This is a genomic window from Nesiotobacter zosterae (genome assembly GCF_033843645.1).
Classification (GTDB): Bacteria; Pseudomonadota; Alphaproteobacteria; order Rhizobiales; family Stappiaceae; genus Pseudovibrio; species Pseudovibrio zosterae.
The window spans coordinates 158,181-184,022 of the sequence record NZ_JAWXVZ010000003.1 but is presented as its reverse complement, the minus strand read 5'-3'; the positions used below and the strand labels follow the sequence as shown (position 1 = coordinate 184,022).

Annotated in this window: 27 protein-coding genes; 12 read left to right on the top strand and 15 right to left on the bottom strand. The window is 58.2% G+C overall.

Features of this window, described 5'->3' with window-relative positions:
- Nucleotides 1-7 precede the first annotated feature (7 nt).
- The 5 genes from Q3Y58_RS05540 to coxB form a co-directional block, all read right to left on the bottom strand.
- Entirely contained in the window at nt 8-619 is a 612-nt protein-coding gene (locus Q3Y58_RS05540) for a cytochrome c oxidase assembly protein (RefSeq protein WP_319621388.1), read from the bottom strand.
- Between the two features lie 27 nt (nt 620-646).
- Nucleotides 647-814 (bottom strand): hypothetical protein, encoded by a 168-nt coding sequence (locus Q3Y58_RS05535; protein WP_319621387.1) that lies wholly within the window; start codon nt 812-814, stop codon nt 647-649.
- Between the two features lie 2 nt (nt 815-816).
- Nucleotides 817-1,752 (bottom strand): heme o synthase, encoded by a 936-nt coding sequence (locus Q3Y58_RS05530; protein ID WP_274219457.1) that lies wholly within the window; start codon nt 1,750-1,752, stop codon nt 817-819.
- Between the two features lie 173 nt (nt 1,753-1,925).
- A complete protein-coding gene (gene ctaD, locus Q3Y58_RS05525) occupies nt 1,926-3,518 on the bottom strand; it encodes a cytochrome c oxidase subunit I (RefSeq protein ID WP_274219458.1) in 1,593 nt (530 codons plus the stop codon).
- A gap of 74 nt (nt 3,519-3,592) precedes the next feature.
- Nucleotides 3,593-4,525 carry a cytochrome c oxidase subunit II gene (gene coxB, locus Q3Y58_RS05520; RefSeq protein WP_319621386.1) on the bottom strand — a complete coding sequence of 311 codons (933 nt, stop codon included), beginning with the start codon at nt 4,523-4,525 and terminating at the stop codon, nt 3,593-3,595.
- Nucleotides 4,526-5,057: 532 nt separating this feature from the next.
- On the opposite strand from coxB, the gene Q3Y58_RS05515 reads away from it, so the two are divergent.
- From Q3Y58_RS05515 to Q3Y58_RS05485, 7 genes are all read left to right on the top strand, one after another.
- Complete coding sequence (locus Q3Y58_RS05515; protein WP_274219459.1) at nt 5,058-5,543, top strand: invasion associated locus B family protein; 486 nt, start codon at nt 5,058-5,060, stop codon at nt 5,541-5,543.
- Nucleotides 5,544-5,814: 271 nt separating this feature from the next.
- Complete coding sequence (gene tldD, locus Q3Y58_RS05510; RefSeq protein WP_274219460.1) at nt 5,815-7,239, top strand: metalloprotease TldD; 1,425 nt, start codon at nt 5,815-5,817, stop codon at nt 7,237-7,239.
- Nucleotides 7,240-7,278: 39 nt separating this feature from the next.
- Nucleotides 7,279-7,899, top strand: coding sequence for an HAD-IA family hydrolase (locus tag Q3Y58_RS05505; protein WP_319621384.1), 621 nt, complete (start codon nt 7,279-7,281; stop codon nt 7,897-7,899).
- A 179-nt stretch (nt 7,900-8,078) separates the two neighbouring features.
- Nucleotides 8,079-9,875, top strand: coding sequence for a monovalent cation:proton antiporter-2 (CPA2) family protein (locus tag Q3Y58_RS05500; RefSeq protein ID WP_319621382.1), 1,797 nt, complete (start codon nt 8,079-8,081; stop codon nt 9,873-9,875).
- 72 nt (nt 9,876-9,947) lie between these two features.
- The gene (locus Q3Y58_RS05495) at nt 9,948-10,379 is read left to right on the top strand and encodes a MerR family transcriptional regulator (RefSeq protein ID WP_274219463.1); all 432 of its coding nucleotides are present in this window, start codon (nt 9,948-9,950) and stop codon (nt 10,377-10,379) included.
- Nucleotides 10,380-10,387: 8 nt separating this feature from the next.
- Nucleotides 10,388-11,824: an MATE family efflux transporter gene (locus Q3Y58_RS05490; RefSeq protein WP_319621380.1), complete on the top strand. Its 1,437-nt coding sequence runs from the start codon at nt 10,388-10,390 to the stop codon at nt 11,822-11,824.
- A 58-nt stretch (nt 11,825-11,882) separates the two neighbouring features.
- The gene (locus Q3Y58_RS05485) at nt 11,883-12,107 is read left to right on the top strand and encodes a DUF2093 domain-containing protein (RefSeq protein ID WP_274219465.1); all 225 of its coding nucleotides are present in this window, start codon (nt 11,883-11,885) and stop codon (nt 12,105-12,107) included.
- Nucleotides 12,108-12,122: 15 nt separating this feature from the next.
- On the opposite strand, the gene lpxK is transcribed toward Q3Y58_RS05485, so the two are convergent.
- Genes lpxK through Q3Y58_RS05455 form a run of 6 tightly spaced genes read right to left on the bottom strand, consistent with a single transcriptional unit; the run spans nt 12,123 to nt 17,624 of the window.
- A complete protein-coding gene (lpxK, locus tag Q3Y58_RS05480; RefSeq protein WP_319621379.1) occupies nt 12,123-13,157 on the bottom strand; it encodes a tetraacyldisaccharide 4'-kinase in 1,035 nt (344 codons plus the stop codon).
- Nucleotides 13,158-13,161: 4 nt separating this feature from the next.
- Entirely contained in the window at nt 13,162-14,490 is a 1,329-nt protein-coding gene (locus Q3Y58_RS05475; protein ID WP_319621378.1) for a 3-deoxy-D-manno-octulosonic acid transferase, read from the bottom strand.
- Nucleotides 14,462-15,160: a lysophospholipid acyltransferase family protein gene (locus tag Q3Y58_RS05470; protein ID WP_319621376.1), complete on the bottom strand. Its 699-nt coding sequence runs from the start codon at nt 15,158-15,160 to the stop codon at nt 14,462-14,464. Before Q3Y58_RS05470 ends, Q3Y58_RS05475 begins: the two co-directional genes overlap by 29 nt.
- 47 nt (nt 15,161-15,207) lie before the next feature.
- Nucleotides 15,208-15,450 (bottom strand): DUF4170 domain-containing protein, encoded by a 243-nt coding sequence (locus Q3Y58_RS05465; RefSeq protein WP_274219469.1) that lies wholly within the window; start codon nt 15,448-15,450, stop codon nt 15,208-15,210.
- A gap of 52 nt (nt 15,451-15,502) precedes the next feature.
- Nucleotides 15,503-16,294 carry a 3'(2'),5'-bisphosphate nucleotidase CysQ gene (locus Q3Y58_RS05460; protein WP_274219470.1) on the bottom strand — a complete coding sequence of 264 codons (792 nt, stop codon included), beginning with the start codon at nt 16,292-16,294 and terminating at the stop codon, nt 15,503-15,505.
- Complete coding sequence (locus Q3Y58_RS05455) at nt 16,281-17,624, bottom strand: TldD/PmbA family protein (protein ID WP_319621373.1); 1,344 nt, start codon at nt 17,622-17,624, stop codon at nt 16,281-16,283. The genes Q3Y58_RS05460 and Q3Y58_RS05455 overlap by 14 nt, the downstream gene beginning before the upstream one ends.
- 312 nt (nt 17,625-17,936) lie before the next feature.
- Between Q3Y58_RS05455 and Q3Y58_RS05450 the strand changes: the two genes are divergently transcribed.
- Nucleotides 17,937-18,515 (top strand): DUF6101 family protein, encoded by a 579-nt coding sequence (locus Q3Y58_RS05450; protein ID WP_319621372.1) that lies wholly within the window; start codon nt 17,937-17,939, stop codon nt 18,513-18,515.
- On the opposite strand, the gene ubiA is transcribed toward Q3Y58_RS05450, so the two are convergent.
- The gene (gene ubiA, locus Q3Y58_RS05445) at nt 18,512-19,453 is read right to left on the bottom strand and encodes a 4-hydroxybenzoate octaprenyltransferase (RefSeq protein ID WP_319621370.1); all 942 of its coding nucleotides are present in this window, start codon (nt 19,451-19,453) and stop codon (nt 18,512-18,514) included. The two genes, Q3Y58_RS05450 and ubiA, sit on opposite strands and share 4 nt — an antisense overlap.
- A 146-nt stretch (nt 19,454-19,599) precedes the next feature.
- A complete protein-coding gene (locus Q3Y58_RS05440; protein WP_274219474.1) occupies nt 19,600-20,082 on the bottom strand; it encodes a hypothetical protein in 483 nt (160 codons plus the stop codon).
- A gap of 121 nt (nt 20,083-20,203) precedes the next feature.
- Here Q3Y58_RS05440 and purD point away from each other — a divergent pair, with 121 nt between their 5' ends.
- Nucleotides 20,204-21,484: a phosphoribosylamine--glycine ligase gene (gene purD / locus Q3Y58_RS05435; protein WP_274219475.1), complete on the top strand. Its 1,281-nt coding sequence runs from the start codon at nt 20,204-20,206 to the stop codon at nt 21,482-21,484.
- Between the two features lie 59 nt (nt 21,485-21,543).
- Here the strand turns inward: purD and Q3Y58_RS05430 are convergent, their stop codons facing one another.
- The gene (locus Q3Y58_RS05430) at nt 21,544-22,275 is read right to left on the bottom strand and encodes an alpha/beta hydrolase family protein (protein ID WP_319621367.1); all 732 of its coding nucleotides are present in this window, start codon (nt 22,273-22,275) and stop codon (nt 21,544-21,546) included.
- Nucleotides 22,272-22,802, bottom strand: coding sequence for a TetR/AcrR family transcriptional regulator (locus tag Q3Y58_RS05425; protein ID WP_274219477.1), 531 nt, complete (start codon nt 22,800-22,802; stop codon nt 22,272-22,274). Before Q3Y58_RS05425 ends, Q3Y58_RS05430 begins: the two co-directional genes overlap by 4 nt.
- Nucleotides 22,803-22,877: 75 nt before the next feature.
- Between Q3Y58_RS05425 and Q3Y58_RS05420 the strand changes: the two genes are divergently transcribed.
- The 3 genes from Q3Y58_RS05420 to fdhD all read left to right on the top strand — a co-directional run bounded on the left by Q3Y58_RS05420 (nt 22,878) and on the right by fdhD (nt 25,834).
- Nucleotides 22,878-23,945 (top strand): alcohol dehydrogenase family protein, encoded by a 1,068-nt coding sequence (locus Q3Y58_RS05420; protein ID WP_319621366.1) that lies wholly within the window; start codon nt 22,878-22,880, stop codon nt 23,943-23,945.
- A 248-nt stretch (nt 23,946-24,193) separates the two neighbouring features.
- Nucleotides 24,194-25,045, top strand: coding sequence for a patatin-like phospholipase family protein (locus tag Q3Y58_RS05415; RefSeq protein ID WP_319621365.1), 852 nt, complete (start codon nt 24,194-24,196; stop codon nt 25,043-25,045).
- Between the two features lie 24 nt (nt 25,046-25,069).
- Complete coding sequence (gene fdhD, locus Q3Y58_RS05410; RefSeq protein WP_319621364.1) at nt 25,070-25,834, top strand: formate dehydrogenase accessory sulfurtransferase FdhD; 765 nt, start codon at nt 25,070-25,072, stop codon at nt 25,832-25,834.
- Nucleotides 25,835-25,842: the final 8 nt, after the last annotated feature.

The following is a 25,842-nucleotide window of genomic DNA, read 5'->3' as shown; positions in this document are numbered from 1 at the left end:
GTGCGCTCTATAGCTTTGCTTCGGTTGCAACGGCGTCGTCCAAAACCGTTGCTGCTGTTTCTTCTTCACCGTCTGTCGTCACCGGGAAGAACGTGTAGGACAGCGTCACTTCCCGGATGTTGTCGAGGCGTTCGTCTTCAACCATCGCGGGATCGATGAAGAACAGGACTGGCATGTCCACCTGCTCACCAGCCACCAACGGCTGTTCGGTGAAACAAAAGCAGTCGATCTTGTTGAAGTAGCCCCCCATCTCCGCGGGGGAGACATTGAACGTGGAGGTGCCCACCGTTTTGCGACTGGACACATTTTCGGCCGAGTAGAACACCTCTGCCATTTGTCCGAGTTTCACCCGAACAACGCGTGTCTTGGCCTCGAACTCCCAAGGCAGGTTCGGATTGGTGTTTGCATCAAAGCGAACGATAATCTCCCGGTCCAACACAGTTTCGCTTGCAATGTCAACGCGTTGTGTTGTTCCGCCATAGCCGGTGACGCGGCAGAACAGGTCATAGAGCGGCACCGCCGCAAAGGACAGACCAACCATGCTGAAGAACACGCCAACGCAGATGAAGGCCACCTTGGCATTGCTTCGGTTCTGATGCTGAACGTCCTTTTGCGTCATCGTCCCTGATCCCTTCCCTTGCCCCTTTTACAGTGGGCGATCCATTACGCCGGGACCAAGCTTGACGATGGTCACCACGTAAAAGATCCCCGCCAATGCGGCGAGAGCAACGGCCAGAGCGATGGACCGGATGCGGCGTTTTTCGTGTTGTTCTGGTGTCAGGTTCTGAACTGGCACCTGTGCTTTTCCAGCCATGGTTAAAGAACTCCGGCGATCACGCTTTCACCCAGCAGCCAAGCGAACAAAGCTGTCAGGTAAAGCAGAGAAAATTTGAAGAGAGACATGGCCGCTTTGCGGGCTTGCTCGCCTTCGCGGTTCTGCCAGACGCGCACGGCGTAATAGAGAAACGCGGTGCCAAGCAGGCCAGCAACGATGCCGTAAGAAAGGCTTGCATAGCCAAGCAGGAACGGCCCCATGCCAACGGGCAGAAGGATCAGAGAATAAAGCACAATCTGATGGCGGGTCGCGGTCTCACCGGCCACCACCGGCATCATCGGAATGCCAGCTTCTTTGTAGTCACCGTTCTTGACCAGCGCCAAAGCCCAGAAGTGTGGCGGCGTCCAGGTGAACGTGATCATGAACAGCGCAATGCTTTCCAGACTGACAACGCCGGACACGGCTGCCCAACCCACAACGGGCGGCAGCGCACCAGCAGCACCGCCGATGACGATGTTCTGCGGCGTGGAGCGTTTCAGCCACATGGTGTAGATCACCACGTAAAAGAAGATCGTAAAGGCGAGCAGTCCCGCCGCGACCCAGTTGGCCACAAGGCCAAGTACGAGTACGGAGCCGCCAGAGAGCGTTGCGCCAAAGGCGAGCGCTTCCGAGGGCGTGATCTTGCCCGCCGGGATCGGGCGGTTCTTGGTGCGGGACATGACACGGTCAATGTCCGCATCCCACCACATATTCAAAGCGCCAGAGGCCCCGGCCCCGATGGCGATACACAAAAGAGCGATGGCACTGAGCACAGGATGCTGAGAGGTGGGCGCCAGCACCATTCCCACAAGTGCTGTGAAGATGACCAGAGACATGACACGAGGCTTGAGCAGCGCGATGTAGTCGCGCACGGATCCCATGCCGCCGAAGTCTGCAGCTTCCTCGGTATATGACTGTGTTCGCTCCAGGAGCGTCATGCACTTACCTCTTGTTTTGTTCCGGGCTCTCTTCGTGCCTTGAGCCCTTGCCTCGCACGGACCGCGCCCAGCGGGTCCGCCCTCCACTTTCGCCTTCTGGTGCCGCTGGTTTGTTGGCACCGCCCTTCGGAGCCCCGCGTCAGAGCCCCGAAGGAAGATCGCGTCTCACCCTGCTATTTGATCTTCGGCAGGGTTTCGAACTGGTGGAATGGTGGTGGTGAGGACAGCGTCCACTCCAGGGTCTTTGCCCCTTCACCCCATGGGTTGTTGGCTGCACTGCGCTTTTTCATGAAGGCTTCAAACACGCCATAAAGGAAGATGAAGACAGCAAAAGCGGAGATGTACGACCCGATGGAAGAGACGTAGTTCCAACCGTGGTAGGCGTCCGGATAGTCCGCATAGCGGCGCGGCATACCGGCCAGACCCAGGAAGTGCTGCGGGAAGAACACAAGGTTCACGCCGACGAATGTCACCCAGAAGTGCAGTTTGCCGATGAACTCATTGTACATGTACCCGGAGATCTTCGGGAACCAGTAGTACCAGGCTGCAAAGATTGCGAACACGGCACCCAGCGACAGCACGTAGTGGAAGTGCGCCACAACGTAGTAGGTATCGTGAAGCGCGCGGTCCAGACCTGCGTTTGCCAGCTGCACGCCTGTCACACCACCAACGGTGAACAGGAAGATGAAGCCGATTGCCCAGACCATTGGCGTGCGGAACTCGATGGAACCACCCCACATGGTCGCGATCCATGAGAAGATCTTGATGCCCGTTGGCACTGCAATCACCATGGTTGCGAACAGGAAGTAGGCTTGCGTGTCCACGGACAGACCCACGGTAAACATGTGGTGCGCCCAAACGACGAACCCGACAACACCGATGGCCACCATGGCGTAGGCCATGCCGATGTAGCCGAACACCGGCTTGTTCGAGAAGGTGGACACGATATGTGAGATGATGCCGAACGCTGGCAGGATAAGGATGTACACTTCCGGGTGGCCGAAGAACCAGAACAGGTGCTGGAACAGGATCGGGTCACCGCCACCTGCAGCTTCGAAGAACGTGGTGCCGAAGTTACGGTCTGTCAGCAGCATGGTGATCGCACCCGCCAGAACCGGCAGGGCGAGCAGCAGCAGGAACACCGTGACCAGCACCGACCACACGAACAATGGCATCTTGTGTAGTGTCATGCCCGGTGCACGCATGTTGAAGATGGTGGTGATGAAGTTGATTGCCCCCAGAATGGACGAGATACCGGCCACGTGCAGGGACAGAATGGCAAAGTCCATTGCCGGCCCCGGCTGCCCGGAGGTGGAAAGCGGCGGGTAGATGGTCCAGCCACCGCCCACACCGTTTGCGCCGGGAGGTCCGGGCACGAACAGGGACATCAGCAGCAGGATGAACGCTGGCGGCAACAGCCAGAAGGAGATGTTGTTCATGCGCGGGAACGCCATGTCTGGCGCACCGATCATGATTGGAACGAAGTAGTTCGCAAATCCGCCAATCAGGGCTGGCATCACCATGAAGAAGATCATGATGAGCGCATGCGACGTGGTGAACACGTTGAACATGTGCGGATCAGAGAAGTACTGCATGCCCGGATCCTGAAGCTCCAGACGAATGCCAACGGACAGGGCTCCCCCCACGATGCCCGCCATGATGGCGAAGATCAGGTAAAGGATACCGATATCCTTGTGGTTTGTTGAATAGACCCAACGCGTCCATCCGGTTGGGTGATCATGTGATTGCGCGCCGTACGCAGCCATATTTGTGCTCCCTCGTAAGTTCTTTCGTGGGTGTCAGCGCAGGCCGACACGCCACCAAGACCCTCGCGCGCATGTTAGCGAGTGGCGACTTTCAGTTCAGAAGACGCGCTCAGTTCAGCGGTCTTGTTCTTTTCTTCTTCGATCATGGATGCGAGCAGACTGTTGGCTTCATCAACGTCCTGCTTTGCTGCCTCAGACCAAGCGGCGTATTGCTCTTTGGTCACCACCTGGATGGCGATCGGCATGAAGGCGTGGTCCTTGCCGCACAGCTCGGAACACTGGCCGTAGTACATGCCGGGCTCCGTTGCGTTGAACCACGTTTCATTCAAGCGACCCGGCACCGCATCGATCTTCACGCCAAAGGCAGGCATGGCGAAGGCGTGGATCACATCAGCGGCGGTAACCAGCACGCGAATGTTGGTGTCCTCAGGCACAACCACGTTGTAGTCGGTTGCCAGCAGACGCGGCACTTCCCGGTCTGTCAGGCCTTTTTCCGCCTTCAACTCAGCGCGCTGCTCATCACTCAACATGATCGCATCGAAGTAGACATCCTGCATGCCTTCATCGACGTACTCGTAGCCCCAATACCACTGGTAGCCCGTTGCCTTGATGGTCATCTCGTACTCCGGAATGTCCAACTGCTTGAACAGCAGCCGGAAAGACGGGACGGAAATGACGACGAGAATAAGGATCGGAACGACTGTCCAAACCACCTCGATCATGGTGTTGTGGGAAGTGCGAGATGGCACAGGATTGGCGCGTCGGTTGAAGCGCACAACGCAGTAGATCAACAATGCCAACACGAACAGAGTGATGACCGTCACGATGATCAGCGTGAAATCGTTGAACCAACGGACGTCCTCCATGACCTCCGTTGCTGCAGCCTGCATGCCCATCTGCCAAGGCTCCGGCTGTGCTGCCATCGCCGACCCAACGAAACCGGGGGCCGCAGCAAAAGCGACTGCGCTCGCCAGTTTTGTAAGATGACGCTTGAAGAGCTTCGTCACGTCTAGTGCTCCCTATCCTTTGTCAGCCGTAGAACAGCTGTAAATTCATTGCGCACCTCTTGCTCTACCCCTAGGGTAGAAATCACCGCCTCGATATATCAGAGGCACTTTACGAAGCGGCACTTTAGCTCACCCTCCCCGGATAAGCGATTGCACGTAGGTCGTAGCGACGTTCTGTCGCATCTATTTTTGATTAATATCAATGCCCCAAAGACAAATCATAAGTTTCCGAAACCCGCAAGCTTCGCTATGCGCTTTTACATACATACTTCTGACTATAGGGAAGCGTGTCGCCACGAAAACCTTATGAGAAAAGCTATTTTTGGATATCCCTTGCCCGATTGATGTCATTATCGCGTGCTTGGTGCTATACGTTGCTGCAGCACAGTAAGATTTAAGGGCACGGTCTCGGTAATGTTTCGAAGTGTGGGGCGCCCACTTTTCGATTCGTGCATTCAACACGAATGCCCGGACGACACCCGATATCGGAGGAAGAGCTTTGAATTGCCTGAACCGCTTTGTTAGAGGGCTAATGGCCGTGATCGTCACGGCAACTGTTTCGATGGGTCTGTCCGGGGCCGCGCTCGCGCAAGGGGAAGTCAAAGCGGTCTATAACGACTGGCAGCTTCGTTGCGACACGCCTCCCGGGGCACAAAGTGAGCAGTGTGCGCTCATTCAAAACGTCACCGCTGAAGACCGCGAAAATGTGGGCCTCACCGTGATCGTGCTCAACACGGCCGACAAGCAGGGCAGCATCCTGCGCGTTCTCGCCCCTCTTGGCGTGTTGTTGCCATCTGGCCTTGGCTTGCGCATTGACGACGAAGACATTGGCAACGCTGCATTCGTTCGCTGCCTGCCCAATGGCTGCGTGTCTGAGGTGATCCTGCGCGACGATCTGGTAGCCAAGCTGCAGGCCGGCTCCATGGCCACGTTCATCATTTTCCAGACACCGGAAGAAGGAATTGGCATTCCGATCTCCCTGAGCGGGTTTTCTGAGGGCTACAAGGCGCTTCCTTGAGCCTAACAGCGACTTCACCGCCAAAAGTGCTTTCGGCCAGCCTCGCGCTGGCCGTTTTCGTTACGCCGTGCCCCTCACGACCCTTTAATGTACCTCCCCCAGTCCTCACAGGTTCCGCTCCCCCATCCGCCTGTGGCATGACGTTTTACGTAAACCGACTTGCATCGCGCTCAGCAAAGGTGCATCCCTGTCACTCTGGAATGCGGCAGAGCCAGCCCCTATGTGACTAATGGCCGAGCAGAGAAACACAACACCCCGAGGAGACCGTTCCATGAGCGAGCACCGTATCGACCTGTTAGCTTCCGCTGATTTGAGTGAAGAGCGGGCCCTTGCCCTCACCAAAGACGCGCTGGCCGGAGCCGATGACGGCGAGCTTTATCTGGAGTACACCCAGAGCGAAGGTCTGGTGTTTGACAATGGCCGTTTGAAGTCCACCAGTTTCGACAGCACGCAAGGTTTTGGCCTGCGCGCCGTTGCCGGTGAAGCCAGCGGCTACGCGCACTCTGGCGAAATTTCCGAAGGCGCCTTGCGACGCGCAGCTGACGCGGTCAAGTCCGTTCAAAGCGGCCATTCCGGCACGTATGCGGCGGCACCGGCGCGGACCAACCAGAAGCTCTACACCGACGAGAACCCAATCGGTTCCCCAACCTTTGAAGAGAAGGTGCACCTGCTACAACAGGTGGATGCCTATGCCCGAGCAAAAGATCCGCGGGTCAAGCAGGTAACCGTTTCCATTGTTGGCAACTGGAAAACCGTCGACATCCTGCGCGCAGACGGACACCGGGTCCGCGACGTACGCCCACTGGTGCGCTTCAACGTGTCGATCGTGGCAGGCGATGGCGACAAGCAGGAATCCGGCAGCTTTGGCATGGGTGGCCGTGAGGGCTTTGGTGAGTTTATTGCCGAAACCAGTTGGCAACAGGCAGTTGATGAAGCCCTTCGTCAAGCGCTGGTCAATCTGGATGCCATTCCCGCGCCTGCTGGCACCTTTGATGTGGTGCTGGGCAGCGGGTGGCCGGGCATTTTGCTGCATGAAGCTGTTGGCCATGGTCTGGAAGGTGACTTCAACCGCAAAAAGACCTCAGCTTTCGCCGGTCTCATGGGCGAACGCGTTGCCGCCAAAGGCGTCACCATTGTAGACGACGGCACCATTGCCAACCGCCGCGGTTCGCTGTCTGTCGATGATGAGGGGACGCCAACCAACCGGACGACCTTGATCGAGGACGGCATTCTTGTCGGATACATGCAGGACCGCCAGAACGCCCGTCTGATGGGCGTGGAACCGACCGGCAATGGTCGTCGCGAGTCGTTTGAACACCAGCCCATGCCGCGCATGACCAACACGATCATGGAGAATGGCGACAAGGACCCGCAGGAAATCATTGAAAGCGTCAAGGATGGCATTTATGCCGTTTCCTTCGGCGGCGGACAGGTGGACATCACCTCCGGCAAATTCGTGTTCTCCTGCACTGAGGCCTACAAGGTCGAAAATGGCAAGGTGGGTGCGCCCATCAAAGGGGCCATGCTCATTGGCAACGGACCGGACGCTCTCACCCGCGTCGCCATGATCGGCAATGACATGAAACTGGACCCTGGCATCGGCACCTGCGGCAAAGCTGGGCAAGGCGTGCCTGTTGGCGTCGGCCAGCCCTCCATGCGCATCAACGCCATGACTGTGGGCGGCACCGCAACCTGATAGCTCAACGGCACTCTGCGAGATCAAATGGCCACGATAATGGAACGCGTTGATTTTGTCGTTTTCGACCAAGACGGCGTCCTCTACGATTTCGACGAGCCTGGCCGTGTAGAAGCGTATGCGCGGCTCGCAGATCGCCCCAGCGCGGAGGTCGAAGCCGCCATCTGGGGCTCTGGATTTGATGAAGGGGCCGACGCGGGCGACCCCGACACAGCCGAAGGTCATTTGGCCGGGTTTGCAGAACGTCTGGGCTACCCCATCACCATGGAGGAGTTCTTTCGCATACGCCGGTCCATGATGCGCCCTCGCCCGCAGGTGCTTGCTTTGGCCAATCAGGTTGCCGAGAACGTTGACGCCGCCGTGCTGACCAACAATGGCTTTCTTTACAAGGCCGGACTGGAGACATGCGCGCCGGAAGCCATCGAGATTTTCGGCGACAACATCCATGTTTCAGCGGAATTTTTCTGCAAAAAGCCTGATCCACAGGTTTTCCGCAGAATCTGTGAGCACTACGGCTACCCTACCCACGCCACACTTTTCATTGACGATAAGTTAGCGAACGTGCACGGCGCACAGGAAGCGGGTCTTAAATCACACCTTTATGAGGATCCACAGAGTCTCAAGGCGATTTTGACCCGCTACAAGCTTCTCAATACCTAGCAGAACGCCCCTCGCGCCCTGTTCCCTGCGCTCGCGGTTGTACTTAAGGAGCAACACCACCTTTCTTTGGCCAAACGGTCAAGAAACTGTAATTGCTCGTTGAGTATTTCTGGCTATCCTTCAATGAAGACCGCCAGTACGTTGAAATTAACCGCATACTCACAGGAATTAGCCCTTCAATGGCCGAGCCCCACGTCCCGCCGTTTTTCGTCGAAACCATCATGTTCTTGTCGGCAGCCGTCGTCGCGGTTCCGCTGGCCAAACGCATTGGTCTCGGTTCGGTGGTGGGCTATCTGCTCGCCGGGCTTGCGATTGGCCCCTTCGGCCTAAATTTCTTCAGTGATGCGCACCAAATTCTGACCTTTGCCGAACTGGGGGTCGTCCTCCTCTTATTTGTCATCGGGCTGGAGTTGGAGCCAGCCCGCCTCTGGAAGATGAAACGAGACATATTCGGCCTTGGGTCTTCTCAGGTGATTGTTTCGGGGATCGTCCTCTGCGCGCTGTTGTGGCTCATTGGCCAGCCCATGAACGTGGCGCTGGTGGCAGGCTTTGGGCTTGCGCTGTCTTCAACCGCATTTGCCATTCAGATCTTGCAGGAACGCGGCCAACTTGGTGCGCCATATGGTCAGCGCGCCTTCGGCATTCTGTTGTTTCAGGACATGTCCATCGTGCCGCTGCTGTCCATGGTCGCGTTGCTGTCGCCGAAAATGGGCCCCAGTTCTTACGCCGAACTGGCGTTTGAAGTGGTGATGATCGTGGGTGCGGTGGCCGGTGTTGTTCTTGCAGGGCGGTATCTGCTTTCTCCGGTGTTCAGTTTTCTGGCGTCCAGCCGCGCTCGAGAGGTCATGCTGGCTGCGGCTCTGCTTGTCGCCTTGGGTAGTGCAGGCTTGATGCAGCTGGTGGGCCTGTCGATGGCGCTTGGTGCGTTCCTTTCTGGCGTCATGCTTGCTGAATCAAGCTTCCGCCATACGCTCGAAGCAGACATTGAGCCCTTCCGTTCTCTTTTGATGGGTTTGTTCTTCATTGCCGTGGGCATGGCCCTTCAGCTCGATATCATTGCAGCCAACTGGTTGATTGTGGCTGTGGGTGTGCTGGCCCTGATGCTGATCAAAGGCATCATCATCTGGGCGCTGGCCCGCACCTTCGGCTCCAACAACTCGGACGCGCTTCGTATTGCGGTAACGCTGCCTCAAGGGGGTGAGTTTGCCTTTGTGCTGTTTGCCGCAGCTGCGGGCAGCGCCATTCTGCCGCTTGAAACCAACAACATCCTGACCGCAATCGTGATCCTGTCCATGCTGCTCACTCCGATCGCCGGGATGGGACTGGATTTTGTAGCTGCACGCCTCAACAAGGCCGGTGTCACGTCAGAACACATTGAAGGGTTCAGTGAAGCGCACCCAAGCGTGTTGATCGTCGGCTTCGGTCGCTTTGGCATGATGGTTTCTCAGATGCTGACTTCTGAAGGCATCTCGATTACCGCGCTGGACAACCGCCCGGACCGCATCAACTACGCGCGCAAACTTGGCTACAGCATCTACTACGGTGATGCCACGCGTCTTGACGTGCTAAAGGCGGCAGGCGGTGACACTGCAACCTTGATTGCCCTGTGTATCGAGAACGATCAGGTGATGCGCCAAGCCGTGAAGCAGATCCGTGCTGAGTTTCCGAAAGCTGCCATCTATTGCCGCGCGACAGACCGGGCCCATGCGCTTGATCTGCATCGCCTTGGTGTGGACTTTCAGATCCGCGAGACGTTTGAATCCAGTCTGGTGTTCGGACGCACGGCGCTCTCGTTCCTTGGCCTGCCACAGGACCGTATTTCCGAGATCGAAGCCGATGTACGGGCACGTGACGAGGAACGCTTGCAGATGCAGCTTGAGGGCGGCACCTATGCGGGCTCTGAAAAGCTTCACCAGCGCACGCCAAGCCAGAGCGCCGCTTCTCACGCAAGGCCGCAAGAAAGCAACCATCCGTAATTCCAACTTGATTTGTGGGCATGGCTGCGCCAAATAAACCTTCAGTCATTGAAGGATTTTGAAAGCGCACTCATGCCGCAAGACTACTCGATAGGCACTTTGGCCCAATGCACGGGCACCAAGGTGCAGACCATCCGCTTCTATGAGCAACGCGGTCTGCTGCCAGCACCGCCGCGCACCGAGGGTGGTCAGCGGCGCTATAGCGAAGACCATCTGCGCCGTCTTGCCTTCATTCGCCATGGCCGAGATCTTGGGTTTTCACTGGAGATGATCGGCGAGCTCATGGAGCTTAGCGAACACCCCGAAGCCATTTGCAAGGATGCCGACAAAATTGCCGCCGCGCATCTTTCGGAGGTGGAAGAAAAGATCCGCCGACTGGAGATGTTGCGTACCGAGCTTACGCGCATGCTGGACCACAGCTGCGAAGGCCGCATTGGTGAATGCCGCGTGATTGAAACACTCTCTGCGGACACGCCCATGCCTGCACCCAAACAATCGAGATAAGACACCCCATGACCTCCCCTTCCCCGGCAGCACGAAGCCAGGCAAAGTTCACGCAGGGCTCGACCATGCACCATGTGCTGGTGATGACCTCTACCGGCTCCATCGGTCTGGTTGCGATCTTCATTGTTGACTTCGCGAACCTGTTCTACATCTCGCAGCTTGGCGTGGCAGAGCTGGCAGCGGCCATTGGCTACGCTGGCACCATCATGTTCTTCAACACCGCTGTGGGCATCGGCCTTTCCATTGCAGCCAGTGCGACTGTTTCCCGTCGCTTGGGGGCTGGCGATGCAAAGGCCGCGCGCCGTATGGCTGGTGTGGCGTTGGCGGCATCGTTCACGGTGGCATGCCTGATGGCAGCGGCGCTCTTTCCCATTCTGGGAGACCTGATTGCCGTTCTCGGTGCCTCGGGCCCCACCTATGACTTCGCGCTCGGCTACTTGCAAATCGTCGTCCCATCCATGCCGCTGTTGTGCATGGGCATGGTGCTCTCTGCGCTGCTGCGCGCCGTGGGAGACGCCAAACGGGCGATGTACCTGACGCTCCTTGGTGGTGTCATCATTGCCCTGCTCGATCCCGTCTTCATCTTTCTGTTCGGCCTCGGCATCGACGGCGCTGCCATCGTGTCTGTCTTGTCGCGCGTCGCCATGGTTGCGGTGGGATTGTGGGCCACCATTCACATTCACAACCTTCTGGGCAAGCCTGAACTTCTGCACGCCCGCGAAGACCTGAAGGCGCTAATGGCTGTTGCCCTGCCTGCCGTTTTGACCAACGTGGCAACCCCGGTCGGGAACGCGTGGGTCACCATGGAAATCGCCGCCTTTGGCGATGAAGCCGTCGCCGGATGGGCGATTGTGGGCCGCGTCATCCCTGTGGCGTTTGGGGCGCTGTTCGCGCTGTCAGGCGCGGTTGGCCCGATCCTTGGCCAGAACCTTGGGGCTGGCCTGTTTGACCGGCTCAACCGGGCCCTCAAGGATGCGCTGATCTTCGTGATCATCTATTCGCTGTTGGCGTGGGCGCTTTTGTTCCTGCTGCAAGAACCTCTGGCCTATTTGTTCAACGCGACAGGGGACAGCCGGGATCTTCTGGCCTTCTTCTGCACCTTTGCCGCCGCTGGGTTCCTGTTCAATGCAGCTCTTTTCGTTACCAACGCCGCGTTCAACAATCTGGGTTTCCCGCTCTATTCCACCCTGTTCAACTGGGGCCGGGCTACTCTGGGCACCATTCCGTTCACCTGGGTTGGCGGAGCTTACTTCGGCGCCAACGGCGTGCTGGCCGGTCAGGCGATTGGCGGCGTGCTGTTTGCAATTGCAGCCCAGATCATCTGCTGGCGGGTGCTTGCCAAGTTGCGCAGCAAGAACGAGAACGCGGCGGTGTCCAGCGAAGCGGCAACGGCGGACCTGCCCGCCGATGCGCTCCAATCCCAACAGCCCATCCGCACGCGCTAGGGCTGGCGTTTTCATACGTCACGCGTTATGAAACGATAAAACAGGAATTACGAAAACCATGATGAACAAACTGGACACACCACGCATCCCGGGCGAAGCCAAAATCCGTTATCTGGATGGTGACTATCAGGTGCTTTCTCCGGGTGACTTCGTGCGCTGCGCCGTGACTGGCGAAGCAATTCCGCTGGACGAGCTGAAGTACTGGAGCGTTTCACGTCAGGAAGCCTATGTGGACGTGATTGCCTCCGTAAAGCGCTACGAAGAAGCCGGAGGCGTCGCTTAAAGCGCCAACGCGCTGCTAGCCGCGCGGAAGATCATACAAGCGGTCCTGGAGCTTTGTGGTGATGTGTTTCATCAGCCGCTCCGCGTCGCTTATCTTCATTTCCACATCCAGCACTGCCGTTTTGTTTGCAAGCCGCGCCAGCATATCCTCAGGACTGTTCTTGATGCGAACAAAGTCCTTTGAGGTGGTAACCGGCAGCAGATCCTTGCCCTCAACCAGCGAGAGTATGTATTCTGCATCCTCTTCGGTGTAGGAGTGATGGTCGGGATATTCGATGGTCTCCACCAGCTCGGCACCGACTTCTCTGAGCGTATCAAACACCTTTTGCGGTCGGCCAATGCCAGCGAAGGCGACCACGCGCTCCCCATCGACGCTGCCCGGATATTGCGCTTCGATCTGGGCCCGCATGACCTCCAGACCGCTGCGCGCCGCATAGCGCAGCGCCCGATCCGCGCCCGCGCCTTCACCGACCAGAACCATCATATCCGCATGCTTGATCTGCGACTTGACCGGAGCCCTTAGCGGGCCTGCGGGCAGGCACATGTTGTTGCCAACGCCCGTCGCTGCATCCACCACAACGAGGGAGATGTCCTTGTGCAGAGATGGGTTCTGAAACCCATCATCCATCAAGATCACCTCTGCATCCGATTGTTCGATGAGCTTGGCGCCTTGCACGCGGTCGATGCTGACATAGGTTGGTGCACAGCGCGAGAGCAGCAATGCTTCATCGCCCACATCCTTTGACCTGTGCTTGGCGGTGTCCACATGCACTGCGCCCTTCTGCGTGCCGCCGTAGCCGCGCAGCAAGAAAGCCGGCTTGTAGCCTGCCGCCTTCAACATTTTCGCCAGCGCCAAGGCAAATGGTGTCTTGCCGGAGCCACCAACCGTGAAGTTGCCAATGCAGATGACCGGCAGGCGGGACGTGTACTGGGATGCCTGCTTCATGCGTCCGCTGGTGATCAAACCATAGGCCACGCCGAGCGGAGCCAAGGCAACAGACTGCCAAGTCTGTGTCGGTGACCACCAAAATGCGGGAGCTTTTCTAGGCACGACGTCAGACCTCGCCCTTAGTTCGTTGTCGGGAGGTTTCCTGTCGCAGGAAAGGCTCAAGCGCCTCGAGCGTCTGGTTCAAGGCACCGGCTCCGGCGGCAACCAACTCAGCAGCCTTCACAGCCAGTTGCTCTGTCTCTTCCGGGGAGTTCAGAAGCCGCTCCACTGCAGCGGCAAGCTCCACCGGATTGCTGGCTTTGAGAGCCCCGCCTTCGCGGTTGAACTGCCGATAGACGGCTGCAAAGTTCGTCGTGTTGCCACCAGATATGATTGCGCAATGCAGTTGAGCAGGTTCGAGCAGGTTGTGGCCCCCAATGGGCACCAGCGATCCGCCAACAAACACAATGGAAGCCAGCTTGTAGAACAGCCCAAGTTCGCCCAGCGTATCCGCTAGATACACATCGGTGTCCGGCGTGATCTCTTCGCCCTTGGAGCGCTGCGCCACTGAGAGCCCGAAGCCTGCGATCTCCTCGGCGATCAGCTGCCCCCGCTTGGGGTGGCGGGGCACAATGATTGTCAGCAGCGTCGGGAAGGCCCGCGTGAGCAAGCGATGCGTTTCAAGCACCTGTGTTTCTTCACCCGGATGGGTACTTGCGGCCACCCAGACAGGGCGCTGACCAATGCGCTGTTGCAGCTCCTGCACCGCCTCAGGGTCGAACGAGGGCGCTTTCCCGTCGAACTTGATGTTGCCTGCGTTGACTGCGCTCGCCACACCCAGCCGCTTGAAGCGTTCCGCGTCGGCGTCGGATTGGGCCACAACCATCTTCAGTGCGCCGAATACGGATCGAGCGAGCCCGCCAACGCGCTGCCAGTTGCGGAACGAGCCTTCAGACATACGGCCATTGATGACAATCAGCGGCACCTTGCGGCGTTCCAGCTCGGTGATCATCACTGGCCAAATTTCAGATTCGACGGTGATCGCGAGTTCAGGTTGCCAGTGATCGAGAAACCGATTGATGTTTGGCAGCGTGTCATAAGGGACAAACTGGTGGATAAGGCCCTCCAGTTCAATCTGCGCCACGACCTGTGCGGAGGTCAGCGTTCCGGTGGTCATCACCACCTTGAAGCCCCGTTCGATTGTCGCGCGCACCAATGGCAACACCGCATTGGCCTCTCCCACACTCGCGGCGTGGATCCAAGCCAGACGCCCTTGCGGGCGCGCAACGGATGCACGGCCAAAACGTTCTTCGCGCCGGGAGACGTCTTCCTTGCCTGATTTGACGCGCCTTCTGTGGAACACGCGGAGCAGAGGGTTCGCCGCAGCGCCCAGCGCTCTGTAGGTCGTCAGCAACATGGACGCCATTCTAGGACTTGCGTCCCTTTGCAATGGCATAGGCTCTGTCCGTGGCCTCATTCATGGCGTTTTCCAGTTTCAGGCGATACATTTCCAGATCAGCCTCACTGGCATCTTCTGGCACTGGAATGGGCTCACCAAAAACCAGACCGATCTTGCTGAAAGGCAGGTTCAGGCTGGCTTTGTCCCAGCTGTTAAAATCGTAGTGTCGGCTGGTTGCAATAGCAATGGGAAGCAGCGGGCGACCTGAGTGTTTTGCAAGCTGAACAATACCCATGCCCGCTTTTCTCGCAGGGCCCTTTGGCACATCTGCGGTCATCCCCATGGTGATGCCCTGCTTGAGGGCGCGCAATGCGGCGACAAACCCACGAACACCGCCACGTTTGGCGATCTGGTCTTGACGCTGAGAGCCGGAGGCACGGATAAGGCCAATGCCAAGCTTGGAAGCGGCAATGGCGTTGATCTCCCCGTCATTGCTGCGAGAGATCATGACACTGCATGGCCAGTCTTTGGGCCGCGCAAACGGCACCATAAAGTGCTGGCCATGCCACATGGCGAGAACGAAAGGCTGGTCAGAGGCGTGCGCCTCATAGAAGTTGGCTGGCTCCATGGTAAGTGTGCTTGTTCTGCGCACCAGCCACAAATAATAGGCCAACGCATTGCCCAGCAATTTCAGAACAATGGGATGGCGCCCCAACTTCTTCAGCATTTCTATCCATTCATATGAGCGTTACGGCGTGCCCTTGCCGCCGGCGCTTATTTACCCTCGTTTTGCGGATCGAGCAAACGGTGCATGTGGACGATAAAGTACCGCATGTGGGCATTGTCCACTGTGCTTTGTGCCTTTGCCTTCCAGGCAACGTGAGCTTCAGCGTAGTTTGGGAAGATGCCTACAATGTCCAGATCATTCAAATCGCGGAAGTGAATTTCGCTTGGATCGTCCAGCTCACCACCGAATACCAGATGCAGAAGCTGTGTAGTGTTTTCTTGCCCAGTCATGTTTCTCTCCAACACCAAGTTGCGCAGTTATGTCGAAAATTAAGTGACCCTACTAATGCGTAGTAGCCATTACCTGAAGCTTATTAAACAGTCCGCGCGCAGATGCCACCAAAGCCGGGTGTTTTGTGGTCGATTTGTTGTAGAGAAGCGCATTTCCGTTCATATCCACCAGCTGTCCACCGGCTTCCGTAAGGATACGATCGGCTGCAGCCAGATCCCAGTCCCGCGCTCGAGCTCGTGCGGTGCCTGCATCCAGCCGTCCAGCGGCGACCATGGCGAATCTGTAGGCCAGAGATCGGATGTACGGGGCGTAGATCAGGCCAGAGGCTTTGGCTTCTTCAGAATCCAGCAAGGTCTTCGGCCCGGCCACCTTGGCCCCTTCCAGACTGCCGAGATTTGAGGCCTTGATCTTGTCGCCGTTCAGGAACGCCCCGCCTCCGGTCACGGCGGTGATCAGTTCATCGCGCACCGGGCAGTAAATGACGCCAACGCTGGGACGCTGGTTTTCCACCACGGCAAGGGACAGACACCACTCGGTTTGGCCGCCCAAAAAAGCACCCGTTCCGTCGATAGGGTCCACCACGAAGATGCGTGCATGATCAAGGCGACTGAGGTCGTCCTCGGTCTCCTCTGAAAGCCAGCCATAGTCCGGGCGTGCATCGCGCAACTCGCGAGACAGGAACTGGTCCACTTCAATGTCCGCCACGCTCACAGGGCTATCGCCTGCCTTGAGCCAGCTGCGCGGGTTGTTGCCAAAGTACTTGAGAGCGATTTTGCCCCCTTCTCGGGCGCAATCGACAAGAAGCTCAAGATCCTCGAGGTTTTCGTTATCAGCTTCCTGCAATCGTCAGTCCTTCAATGGCTACGGAGGGGGTTGCAACGGCGTAGCGATCATCCAGATCGCTGGCAGGTGTCAGGTTCAGGAACATGTCCTTCATGTTTCCTGCAATGGTGATTTCGCTCACCGGATAGAGCAGCTCACCGTTTTCAAACCAGAACCCGGAGGCGCCGCGTGAGTAATCACCGGTAATGCCATTAGCACCATGACCAATCAGGTCTGTGACAAGAAGGCCCGTACCGATCTCTTTCATCATGTCTTCAGGTGTCTTGGTCCCGGGAGCAAGCGTCAGGTTGGTCGCACCCGGCGATGTGGTGGAGCCGGAACGGCGTGCGCGGCCGTTGGGCGTCAGTCCCAGTTCCTTTGCGGCGGCTCCATCCAGCAACCACGTCTGCAACACACCGTCAATGATCAGCTCCAGCTTCTGAGCGCCCGTTCCTTCCGCATCAAAGGGCATGGTTGCCCCGCCACGCGGCTTGTGCGGATCATCGGTGATCTTGATGGTTGTGCCAAACACCTGCTCACCCATGCGGTCTTTCAAGAAGCTTGTGCCACGGGCAATGCTTGCACCGTTGATGGCACCGGCAAAGTGTCCCAGCAGGGAGCGCGCCGTGCGCGGCTCATAGATAACGGGCACTTGGGTGGTGTTTATCTTTCTTGGGTTCAGGCGACGAACCGCCCGCTCTCCCGCAATTTTGCCCACGTCTTTCGGGTCGGTAAGCTCATCCCAGTAGGTGCGGGAATCGAACTCGTAGTCGCGCTCCATCGCCGTGCCATCCCCCGCCACTGCGGTCATGGAAAAGCTGGTGCGAGAGCGTTCATAAGCGCCGAGGAAACCATGGCTGGTGGCCAGCACAAGGCCAGAGGTGCCCCAGCCAGCGCCCGCTCCGCCAGACTTGGTCACGCCATCGACGGCAAGGCCAGCGGCTTCGGCTTCAAGCGCCAGTTCGGTCAACTCCTGCGCTGTGACTTCGCGCGGGTCTTTCAAATCAAGCTGAGGGATGTCTTTGAGCAGCCGGTCTGCATCAGCCAGACTGGTGTAGGGGTCTTCAGGCACCACCTTGGCCATTGCCACGGCGCGTTCCGCCAGTCCTTTAGGGTCTGCGATGCCATTGCTGGAGACGCTGGCAACCTGCTTTCCAATGAAGACGCGCAGCGTGAAGTCTTCGCCTTCCGCACGGTCGGTAGATTCCACCTTGCCTTCCCGCACCTGAACACCGAGGGAGGAGCCGGTCACAGCCACGGCGTCGGCAGCATCTGCTCCTGCTTTCATGGCAGCTTCCACAAGTTGCAGGGCGTGCTCTTCCAGTTGCGTTTTGGCTTTTACGTCAGTCATCAGTCATCGGCCTCCATCACTCGTCATTGGTGTTTAGGCTGCATTTTCCAAGCGGGCAAGTTTGAAGCGCGAATATTTCCGCCCCGCTTGACGACAGCGTCAACAGACTGGGGATGCGCACATGCCCGTCCCTGTTCGTCTCACTTCGGTCACCATTTGCTAACCCTCTTCAAAGACACGGAAATTTAACCGTGTTTCTTAAGCAGATGCCTAACAAGCCCCCGTAAACTGAACTCCATAACCAGCCCGCACTAAGAATAAACAGACGGGCAAATCAAACAGGGCAGTGTCGTGGGGCGTCACCATCATTCGATGGAAGCATCAGCGCCAGGGTTTGTTTCAATTGCAAATCCTGGCCAGCTTCCAATCTCATTTACGGCAACGGTAGAACCGATCGAGAGCTGCATCCGTGTCAGCGCTACAGTTGGTGTTACCATTAGCCGAGAGCAAGTCGAAATCACCGAATTTATTGGGTCGGTTCTTGTGCGCCGGTCCTACCCCACCACCGCCTTTGACGGGGTGGCCGTTGTGCTGCGGTCTGATGAAGCGCAGCTGGCGGGCCGCCCGCGCATGGTTCTGGAGTTGCGCCACCCCCGTCCGGGTCTGCGCGTTCCTCTGTTCGAAGCCAATGACCTAGCAGATATCGTGGCCGAATGGCAGCTTTGGGCCAAGGCGCTGGCCCTGCCCTTGCTGCTGGTGGATGAAGACACGGGTCTGAGCAAGGTGGCCAATGCCCCTCAGAGCCTTTATCGGCGCAATCCTTTGCCGCGCCGCAAGACCCGCGGACACACCAAGAACCGTCCGCGGTTTCTTGTGGGCCGCCAGCCGGGTGACCTCACCCGCATGAAGCACGTCAGCAACTTTCAGGTGGCACCGCTGGAGCTCTCCTAGATCCAGAGATCAAGCAAAAGACCGATAAACAGCAGCCAGCCATATTGGGTGTTGGACTTGAACAGGCGCAGGCACTCATCGGGGTTGTCGATGTCAAGCGCGTTCATCTGCCAGCCCAGATGCGCCGCACCTGCCAGAAGGCCAACGTAGCTGATCCAGCCCATGCCAGCGATGTAAAACGCAAGGGCGAACAGCACCGTTGCCCCGCCATACAGCAGCACGAGCGCGAGCTTGGTCTTTTCACCAAACAGCCGCGCAGTGGAGCGCACACCAACCAGTGCGTCGTCCTCCTTGTCCTGATGGGCGTAGATGGTGTCATACCCGATGGTCCATAAAATGCCACCTGCATACACAAGGAACGGCGCGGCACTCAACGAGCCCATTGTGGCAGACCACCCGACCAACGCCCCCCATGAGAACGCAAGGCCCAGGAACAACTGTGGCCAGTCGGTCACGCGCTTCATGAACGGATATAGCGCCACGACCAGCAGGGAGCTTGCACCCAAGACAATGGTGAAGGTGTTGAACTGAAGCAGAACCACCAACCCTACCAGCGCCTGAAGCACCAGAAACAGGAGGGCTTGCTTGGGCGTGACCTGACCGGCGGGGATGGGACGGGAACGGGTGCGTTCAACCTTGTCGTCAATGTCCCGGTCCACCAGATCGTTATAGGTACAGCCCGCCCCACGCATGGCCACTGCGCCCGCCCAGAACAGGAAGATGTACCAGAAGTTCGGCATGGTCTGGCCAGATGCCACCGTTGCCATGGACAAGGACCACAGGCATGGCCAGAGCAGTAACCACCAGCCGATTGGGCGCTCCCAGCGGGCAAGGCGCGCATAGGGACGCAAATACGCTGGCAGCGTGGTGTCCACCCAATGGCGTTTCACCGCATCTGCCACTGGTCCGGTGTCTTTCGTGCCAAAGATGTTGAACATCCCAAGGTCCCCGCGCTGGTCCGTAAAGCAAAATCGCATCTGGCACACGTTTTCGTGCCCCAGACCGCTGCCGTCAAGCGGGGCTTGTGGGTGTTTTCAACAATGCCCCGTGTTTATCGCAGAGCGCCCCGCGCTTCGGGATCGCTTCAAAGGCGTACCTTGAAGTCGCGGTTGCCCCTCAGCGGCTTGCGCATCACCAATGGTTCGGAAGGGGAATAGTCGCGCTGATCCATGACCTGATGCTTGTCTGCCTCACCGCTGCGCACTTCCAAAACCATCTGGTGAATGTCCAGCGTTTGCAGATCGTCCTCAATCTGCGCCAACAGGGTGGCCCAGGCCAGCAACGCTTCCTCTCGCGCTGTTACCTCCAGATAATCGAAGACGGCGATCCGGCCCTGAACCGCCACCGACAACAAGAATCCGCAGACCGCAAAGCCACAAGCCACCCCATCGCGGGTGAGCAGCCACGCCTGCCCTTCTGAGGCGTCCACCAGCAGAACCCTAAGGGTGGCAATCTGTTCCTCGTCCATATCAATGCGGCCCAGTGCTGCCTGTTCACGAACAAAAGCGAGGAACTGTTGCTGGTTGAAGGGCGATACGCTGTGCGCCTCGAACGGAGAGAGCGGCATTCTACAAGATCCTTCGGGTTGTCGCGTTTACGAGCCGCAGCAAACCTGCTACAGGCTCCTGCATAAAAAGACGGATCGGGACACCACCTGTCCCACACTCAAAATTCAGGGTTACACCACCATGAACGTCCTTCTCATCGGCTCTGGCGGCCGTGAACACGCTCTGGCTTGGGCGCTTTCCAAGTCTCCTGTTCTCAACAAGCTCTATCTTGCGCCGGGTAACGCAGGGACCACCGAGATCGCTGAGAACGTGACGCTGGACGTAACAGACCACAAGGCGGTGGTGGAGTTCTGCGAAGAACATGGCATCACTTTTGTCGTGGTCGGCCCGGAAGTGCCCCTGGTTGACGGCATCGCAGACACGCTGGAAGCAAACAACATCCGCACGTTTGGTCCATCCAAGGCCGCTGCCCGCCTTGAAGGTTCAAAAGCCTTCACCAAGGAAATGTGCATGCGCGCCGGCGTTCCCACTGCCGCCTATGGTCGCTTTGTGAAAGCCGATGAGGCCAAGGCATACGTGGTCAAACAAGGTGCGCCAATCGTCATCAAGGCAGATGGCCTTGCTGCCGGCAAGGGCGTCACCATTGCCATGGATGAAGCCACAGCGCTTGCTGCCATCGACGAGTGCTTTGACGGCACCTTTGGCGAAGCAGGCGCGGAAGTGGTGATCGAGGAGTTCCTTGAAGGAGAAGAAGCCAGCTTCTTCGTGCTTTCTGATGGAGACAACGCCCTTCCGCTTCCCACCGCACAGGACCACAAGCGCGCCTTCGACAATGACGAAGGCCCGAACACGGGCGGCATGGGGGCCTATTCACCAGCACCCGTCATGACCGAAGAGATGGTTGAGCGCGTCATGCGCGAGATCATCAAGCCAACCATTGCCGACATGAAGGCGCAAGGGTGCCCGTTCAAGGGCGTGCTCTACGCCGGGCTCATGATCACAAAGGACGGACCGAAGCTCATTGAGTACAACGTGCGCTTTGGCGACCCTGAGTGTCAGGTTCTGATGATGCGTCTCAAGGGCGATGTTCTGCCCCTTCTTCTCGCCTGTTCGGAAGGCATTCTGGACGATCTGGAAACCAACTGGACCGACGAGCCTGCCATTACCGTTGTCATGGCAGCCAAGGGCTATCCGGGCAGCTATGAGCGCGGCAGCGTGATTGAAGGGCTTGAAGAAGCGTCTAGCGATCCGGATGTAGAAATCTTTCACGCTGGCACCAAGCTCATCAATGGTGCCATCACGGCCTCAGGTGGCCGGGTTCTGAACATCACCGCCCGTGGCAAGACCGTGTCCGAGGCTCAGGCAAAGGCCTATGCCGCTATTGACAAGATCAAGTGGCCAGAGGGCTTTAACCGCACCGACATTGGCTGGCGCGCCATTGAACGCGAGCAGCAAAGCTAAGGCTTTTCAAGACCTGAAGAAATTCCTTTCAGCCCCGCCAAAAGCGGGGCTGATTTGCATCAGAGCCCCAGATACGCGCCCACTTCCTTGGCAAGGCGGGTGCTGAAAGCGCCGCGATTGGGGTAGCTGTCGCGCACATATGGCGGCGGCGCATCCATGAAGGTAAAGTGCCCTGCTCCTTCCACAATGCGCAGGTCCACCGGCACCCGCGGAACCAGAAGGTCGCGAATCCGCTCAGCCTGATCCACACTGGTCACTTCATCTTCGGTTCCTGCCCACGTCTGGATGGGCACCGACACCTGATCCAAGGCCCCCGGTATCCCAAAGAAGTCCGTTGGTGGGGTCATGAGCACCAGTCGCTCAAAGTCCAGCGTGCGCCTCAACACCACCTTGTCGCCCGAGGAAAGCATGGCATGGGCACCAGAAAGCAACAGCAAGATGGTTGTGCCAATGGAGTGCCCGACGCCGACCAGAGGCAGGTTTGTGTCACAAAGCTTTGACAGAGCGTCTCGGATGATTTCAGCCCGCTCGCGCAGGTCATGGTCGCTGGGTACAGGCGACACCATCAGGTCAAAATGCGGTGCCAGTACGATAGCGCCCTTGCCCGCCAGCGCTGTCAGCAAGGGCCGGTGCCGTTCAGGGTCACCGCCGCGCCCGGCAGCGAAGATTACCAGACGTTTCGGGGTTTGCGGCTCCAGCACCATCACTTCCCACGCTTCACTGCAAGAGGTGATTGACACCGTCTTGCTGCTGACTTCCTGCGCCATGCGCATCCCCAGTTCTATGTTCAAGCTGCCTCTTTCACGTTGAGCATCAACGCCAGCAGTCTTTTGGCAGCCGCAGCCGCGCTTTTTCCGTGCAGGCCCCATGCTTGCAGGAGCCCCTCGTGAATTACCGCAATTTCTTCATGTGACGTTGGCAGGTCCAGCTTCTCGGCAAGGATCCCGGTCACCTCACGTTTGTGAGTCTCAAGAAGCCGTCGCAATTTCACATTATCTGGATGGGCCGCGACAGCACCATGAAAAAGGCAGCCGTTTCTTGCTTCCTCACACATCCATTGTGCAATTCTATCGATAAGCGGATCGAGCGCCGCTTCAGGCGAGCCTGGCAGGTCTTGGGTCAGCAGCGCCAGATAGCGTTGATGGCGAAACTCCAGTGCGCCCAACACCATGTCTTCTCTGGATGGAAAATACTTGTAGAGCGTGCGCAAGCTCACGCCGGAGGCCGCTTTCAGGTCGTCCACGCCCGGCTCGGCAAAGCCGTGTTGCACGAAGGCCTGCTCCAGTCCGCGCGCGATTTTTATCTGTGTCTCGTTCATGGTTGACAACAGTAGAACGATTGCTCTACCCCTTTCAAGTAGAACGATCGTTTTACGAACGCAAAGGAGGTTCCTGTGACTGTTCCGAGCACAATGAAGGGTATGGTGTTAACGGGCCATGGCGGCTTTGAGGCGTTGGAATGGCGGGAGGATTTGCCGGTTCCCACCCCCAAGGCCGATGAGGTGCTCATCAAGGTCGGAGCTGCTTCTGTCAACAACACCGACATCAACACCCGCGTGGGCTGGTACTCCAAGGCCGTTCGCGGCACCACGGAGAGCACCGCCTCTGGCGCTGACGGGTCTGACTTCGAGGATGGCGGATGGTCCGGCAAGCCTTTGGAATTTCCCCGCATTCAGGGGGCTGACTGCTGCGGCACCATTGTTGCGGTCGGAGCGAGTGTCGATGCATCGCGCGTTGGCGAACGTGTGCTGGTGCGCCCCATGCAGACCTTCAATGCCGCCCGCCTTGGCGTGCCCCTTATCACTTTTGGCTCTGAATACGACGGCGGATTTGCCGAGTATGCCACGGCGCCTTCCCACGATGTCTTGAAGGTTTCCTCCGCGCTCTCTGATCTGGAGTTGGCGTCTTTCCCCTGCGCCTATTCCACCGCTGAGGGCATGATGCAGAAGGCCAATGTGGGTGCAGAGCGCGTTTTGATCACCGGGGCTTCTGGCGGAGTGGGGTCTGCTGGCATTCAGTTGGCCAAGCGCCGGGGGGCTCATGTCACCGCGCTCTCCAAACTGGCAAAGGCGGAAGACCTGAAAGCTCTTGGTGCTGACGCGGTTCTGGACCGGGATGGCGCTTACCCAAAACATGCGTTCGACGTGGTGGTCGATCTGGTGGCAGGCCCGCGCTGGCCGGAGCTCATCGACACGCTGGTCAGTGGGGGCCGCTACGTGGCGTCTGGTGCCATTGCGGGCCCAATCGTTGAATTGGACGTACGGACATTGTACTTGCAAGACCTCACGCTGATGGGGAGCACCCGGCAGCCGGACAAGGTTTTTGAGGATCTGGTGCGCTATATTGAAAATGGCGAGATCAAGCCACTCATCGCCGCCAAGTACCCGTTGAAAGACCTGATTGAGGCGCAAAAGGCGTTCCTCGCCAAGGGCTATATCGGCAAAATCGGCATTGAGGTGTAAACGGCTTAGCCCCCTCCCGTGTCATCCCGGACAAGTCGAGCGCAGCGAGACGCAGATCCGGGATCCAGCGCAAGGCGCGTGAGCACTTGCGAACGCAAAACCCCAAGCACTGAGTTCTGACCGATAGTGTCAGCGCAGGCCTTGCGTTTCAAACCCTGTTGCTCGACCATTTATGCGTTTGGCAGCGGGCGTTTCGTTGCTTATGCTGGAGATAGTTTGAAATCAACGAGATGGCAGCGGAAAGTCGAATGTCTCAACCTCGTATTGGTGTTGCTCTTGGTGGGGGCGGGGCCCGCGGTCTCTCACACATTCCTGTGCTTCAGGCGCTGGATGATCTGGGCCTGAAGCCACATGCCATGTCCGGCACCTCCATTGGTGCGCTGATTGGCACCGGCTATGCGGGCGGCATGTCCGGCGACGATATCTACGCGCTGGTGCAGCGGGTTTTTGGCGAGCGCAACGCGCTCATGTCCAAACTTTGGGCGCTGCGACCCAAGAAAATCTCCGAAATGTTTTCCGGCAGCGGACTGATGCAGTTCAACACCCAGAAGGTTCTCGAAATCTTCACGGAGGGTGCGCTTCCCGAAAGCCTTGAAGAGTGCCCCATTCCCATGTCCGTGATCACGGCGGACTATTACAACTCCAGCGAGTTGATCATTCGCGCCGGGCCTGCCAAGCGGGCCGTAGCTGCCAGTATCGCCATTCCTTATGTGTTCAAACCGGTGGACTGGGAGGGGCGCGTTCTGATTGATGGCGGGGTCGTGAACCCGTTGCCGTTCGACGTCTTGCCGGAAACCTGCGATGTGGTGGTGGCGGTGGATGTGGTGGGCAGGCCAATCCGCCGTGAGGACCGCTCCATGCCAAAGGGCACCGAGTCCATGTTTGGCGCCATGCAGATCCTCATGCAGTCCATTACACTTGGCAAGCTGCAGGTCCGCCATCCTGACATTCTTGTGCGTCCAGACATTGAACGGTTTCAGGTCATGGACTTCTTGAAATCGGACGAGATTTTGTCCGCCAGCGCGCCGGTTCGGGAGGACGTGAAGCGCAAGCTGGATCATGTGATTGAGAGCAAACTGAACAGATCCATCGGGCATTGATCCGACACTTATTCGGGGGGGCTTATGACAGGACATCACGTCCACACGCCTGAGGAGGCCAAGGCCTGCGGGCTGACGCTGGCACCGGAAGCGCCGGTCGCCTTCACCTTGAACGGGGAAGGCTTTGCGGTCTTGATGGCCACACCGCAGGACCTTGAAGACTTTGCCATCGGCTTTGCCGTGAGCGAAGGCATTTTGCCCAGCGCGGCTGATCTTGCCGCCGTGCATCTGCAGGCCCATGACGCGCTCGGCTTTACCGTCGATTTGCAGATCGATGATGATCGCTTCTTCGAGGCGTTGCGCCGTCGCCGCATGCTCACCGGCACCGCTGGATGCGGGCTGTGCGGGGTGGACAGCCTGTCTGCCGCCATGCGTCCCCTCTCCCCGCTTCAAGGCACGGACCTGCCAGAGGATGACCGCATTCAGGAAGCGCTGCGCACGCTCACCGAGCGCCAGCACCTTTCCGACACCTATGGCGGCGGTCTTCATGCGGCAGTGGCAGCCCTTGCCAATGGCGAGTATGCGGTGCGGGAGGATATTGGCCGCCACAATGCGTTGGACAAGGCTTTGGGCGCGGGCCTCAAGACCGGCGTGGCCATAGACTTTGTGATGACCACAAGCAGGTGCAGTGCGGACCTCGTTCAGAAAACGGTCACCTGCGGCGTGCCAAGTCTGGTTGTGATGGCAAGCCCCAGCGACCTTGCGGTCAAGCTGTCGGAGAACGCCAATCTCAACCTTTTGTCGTGCCAGCGTGGGCACGGCATCATCTGCTATACTCAAGCAAAATAGCATCAAAG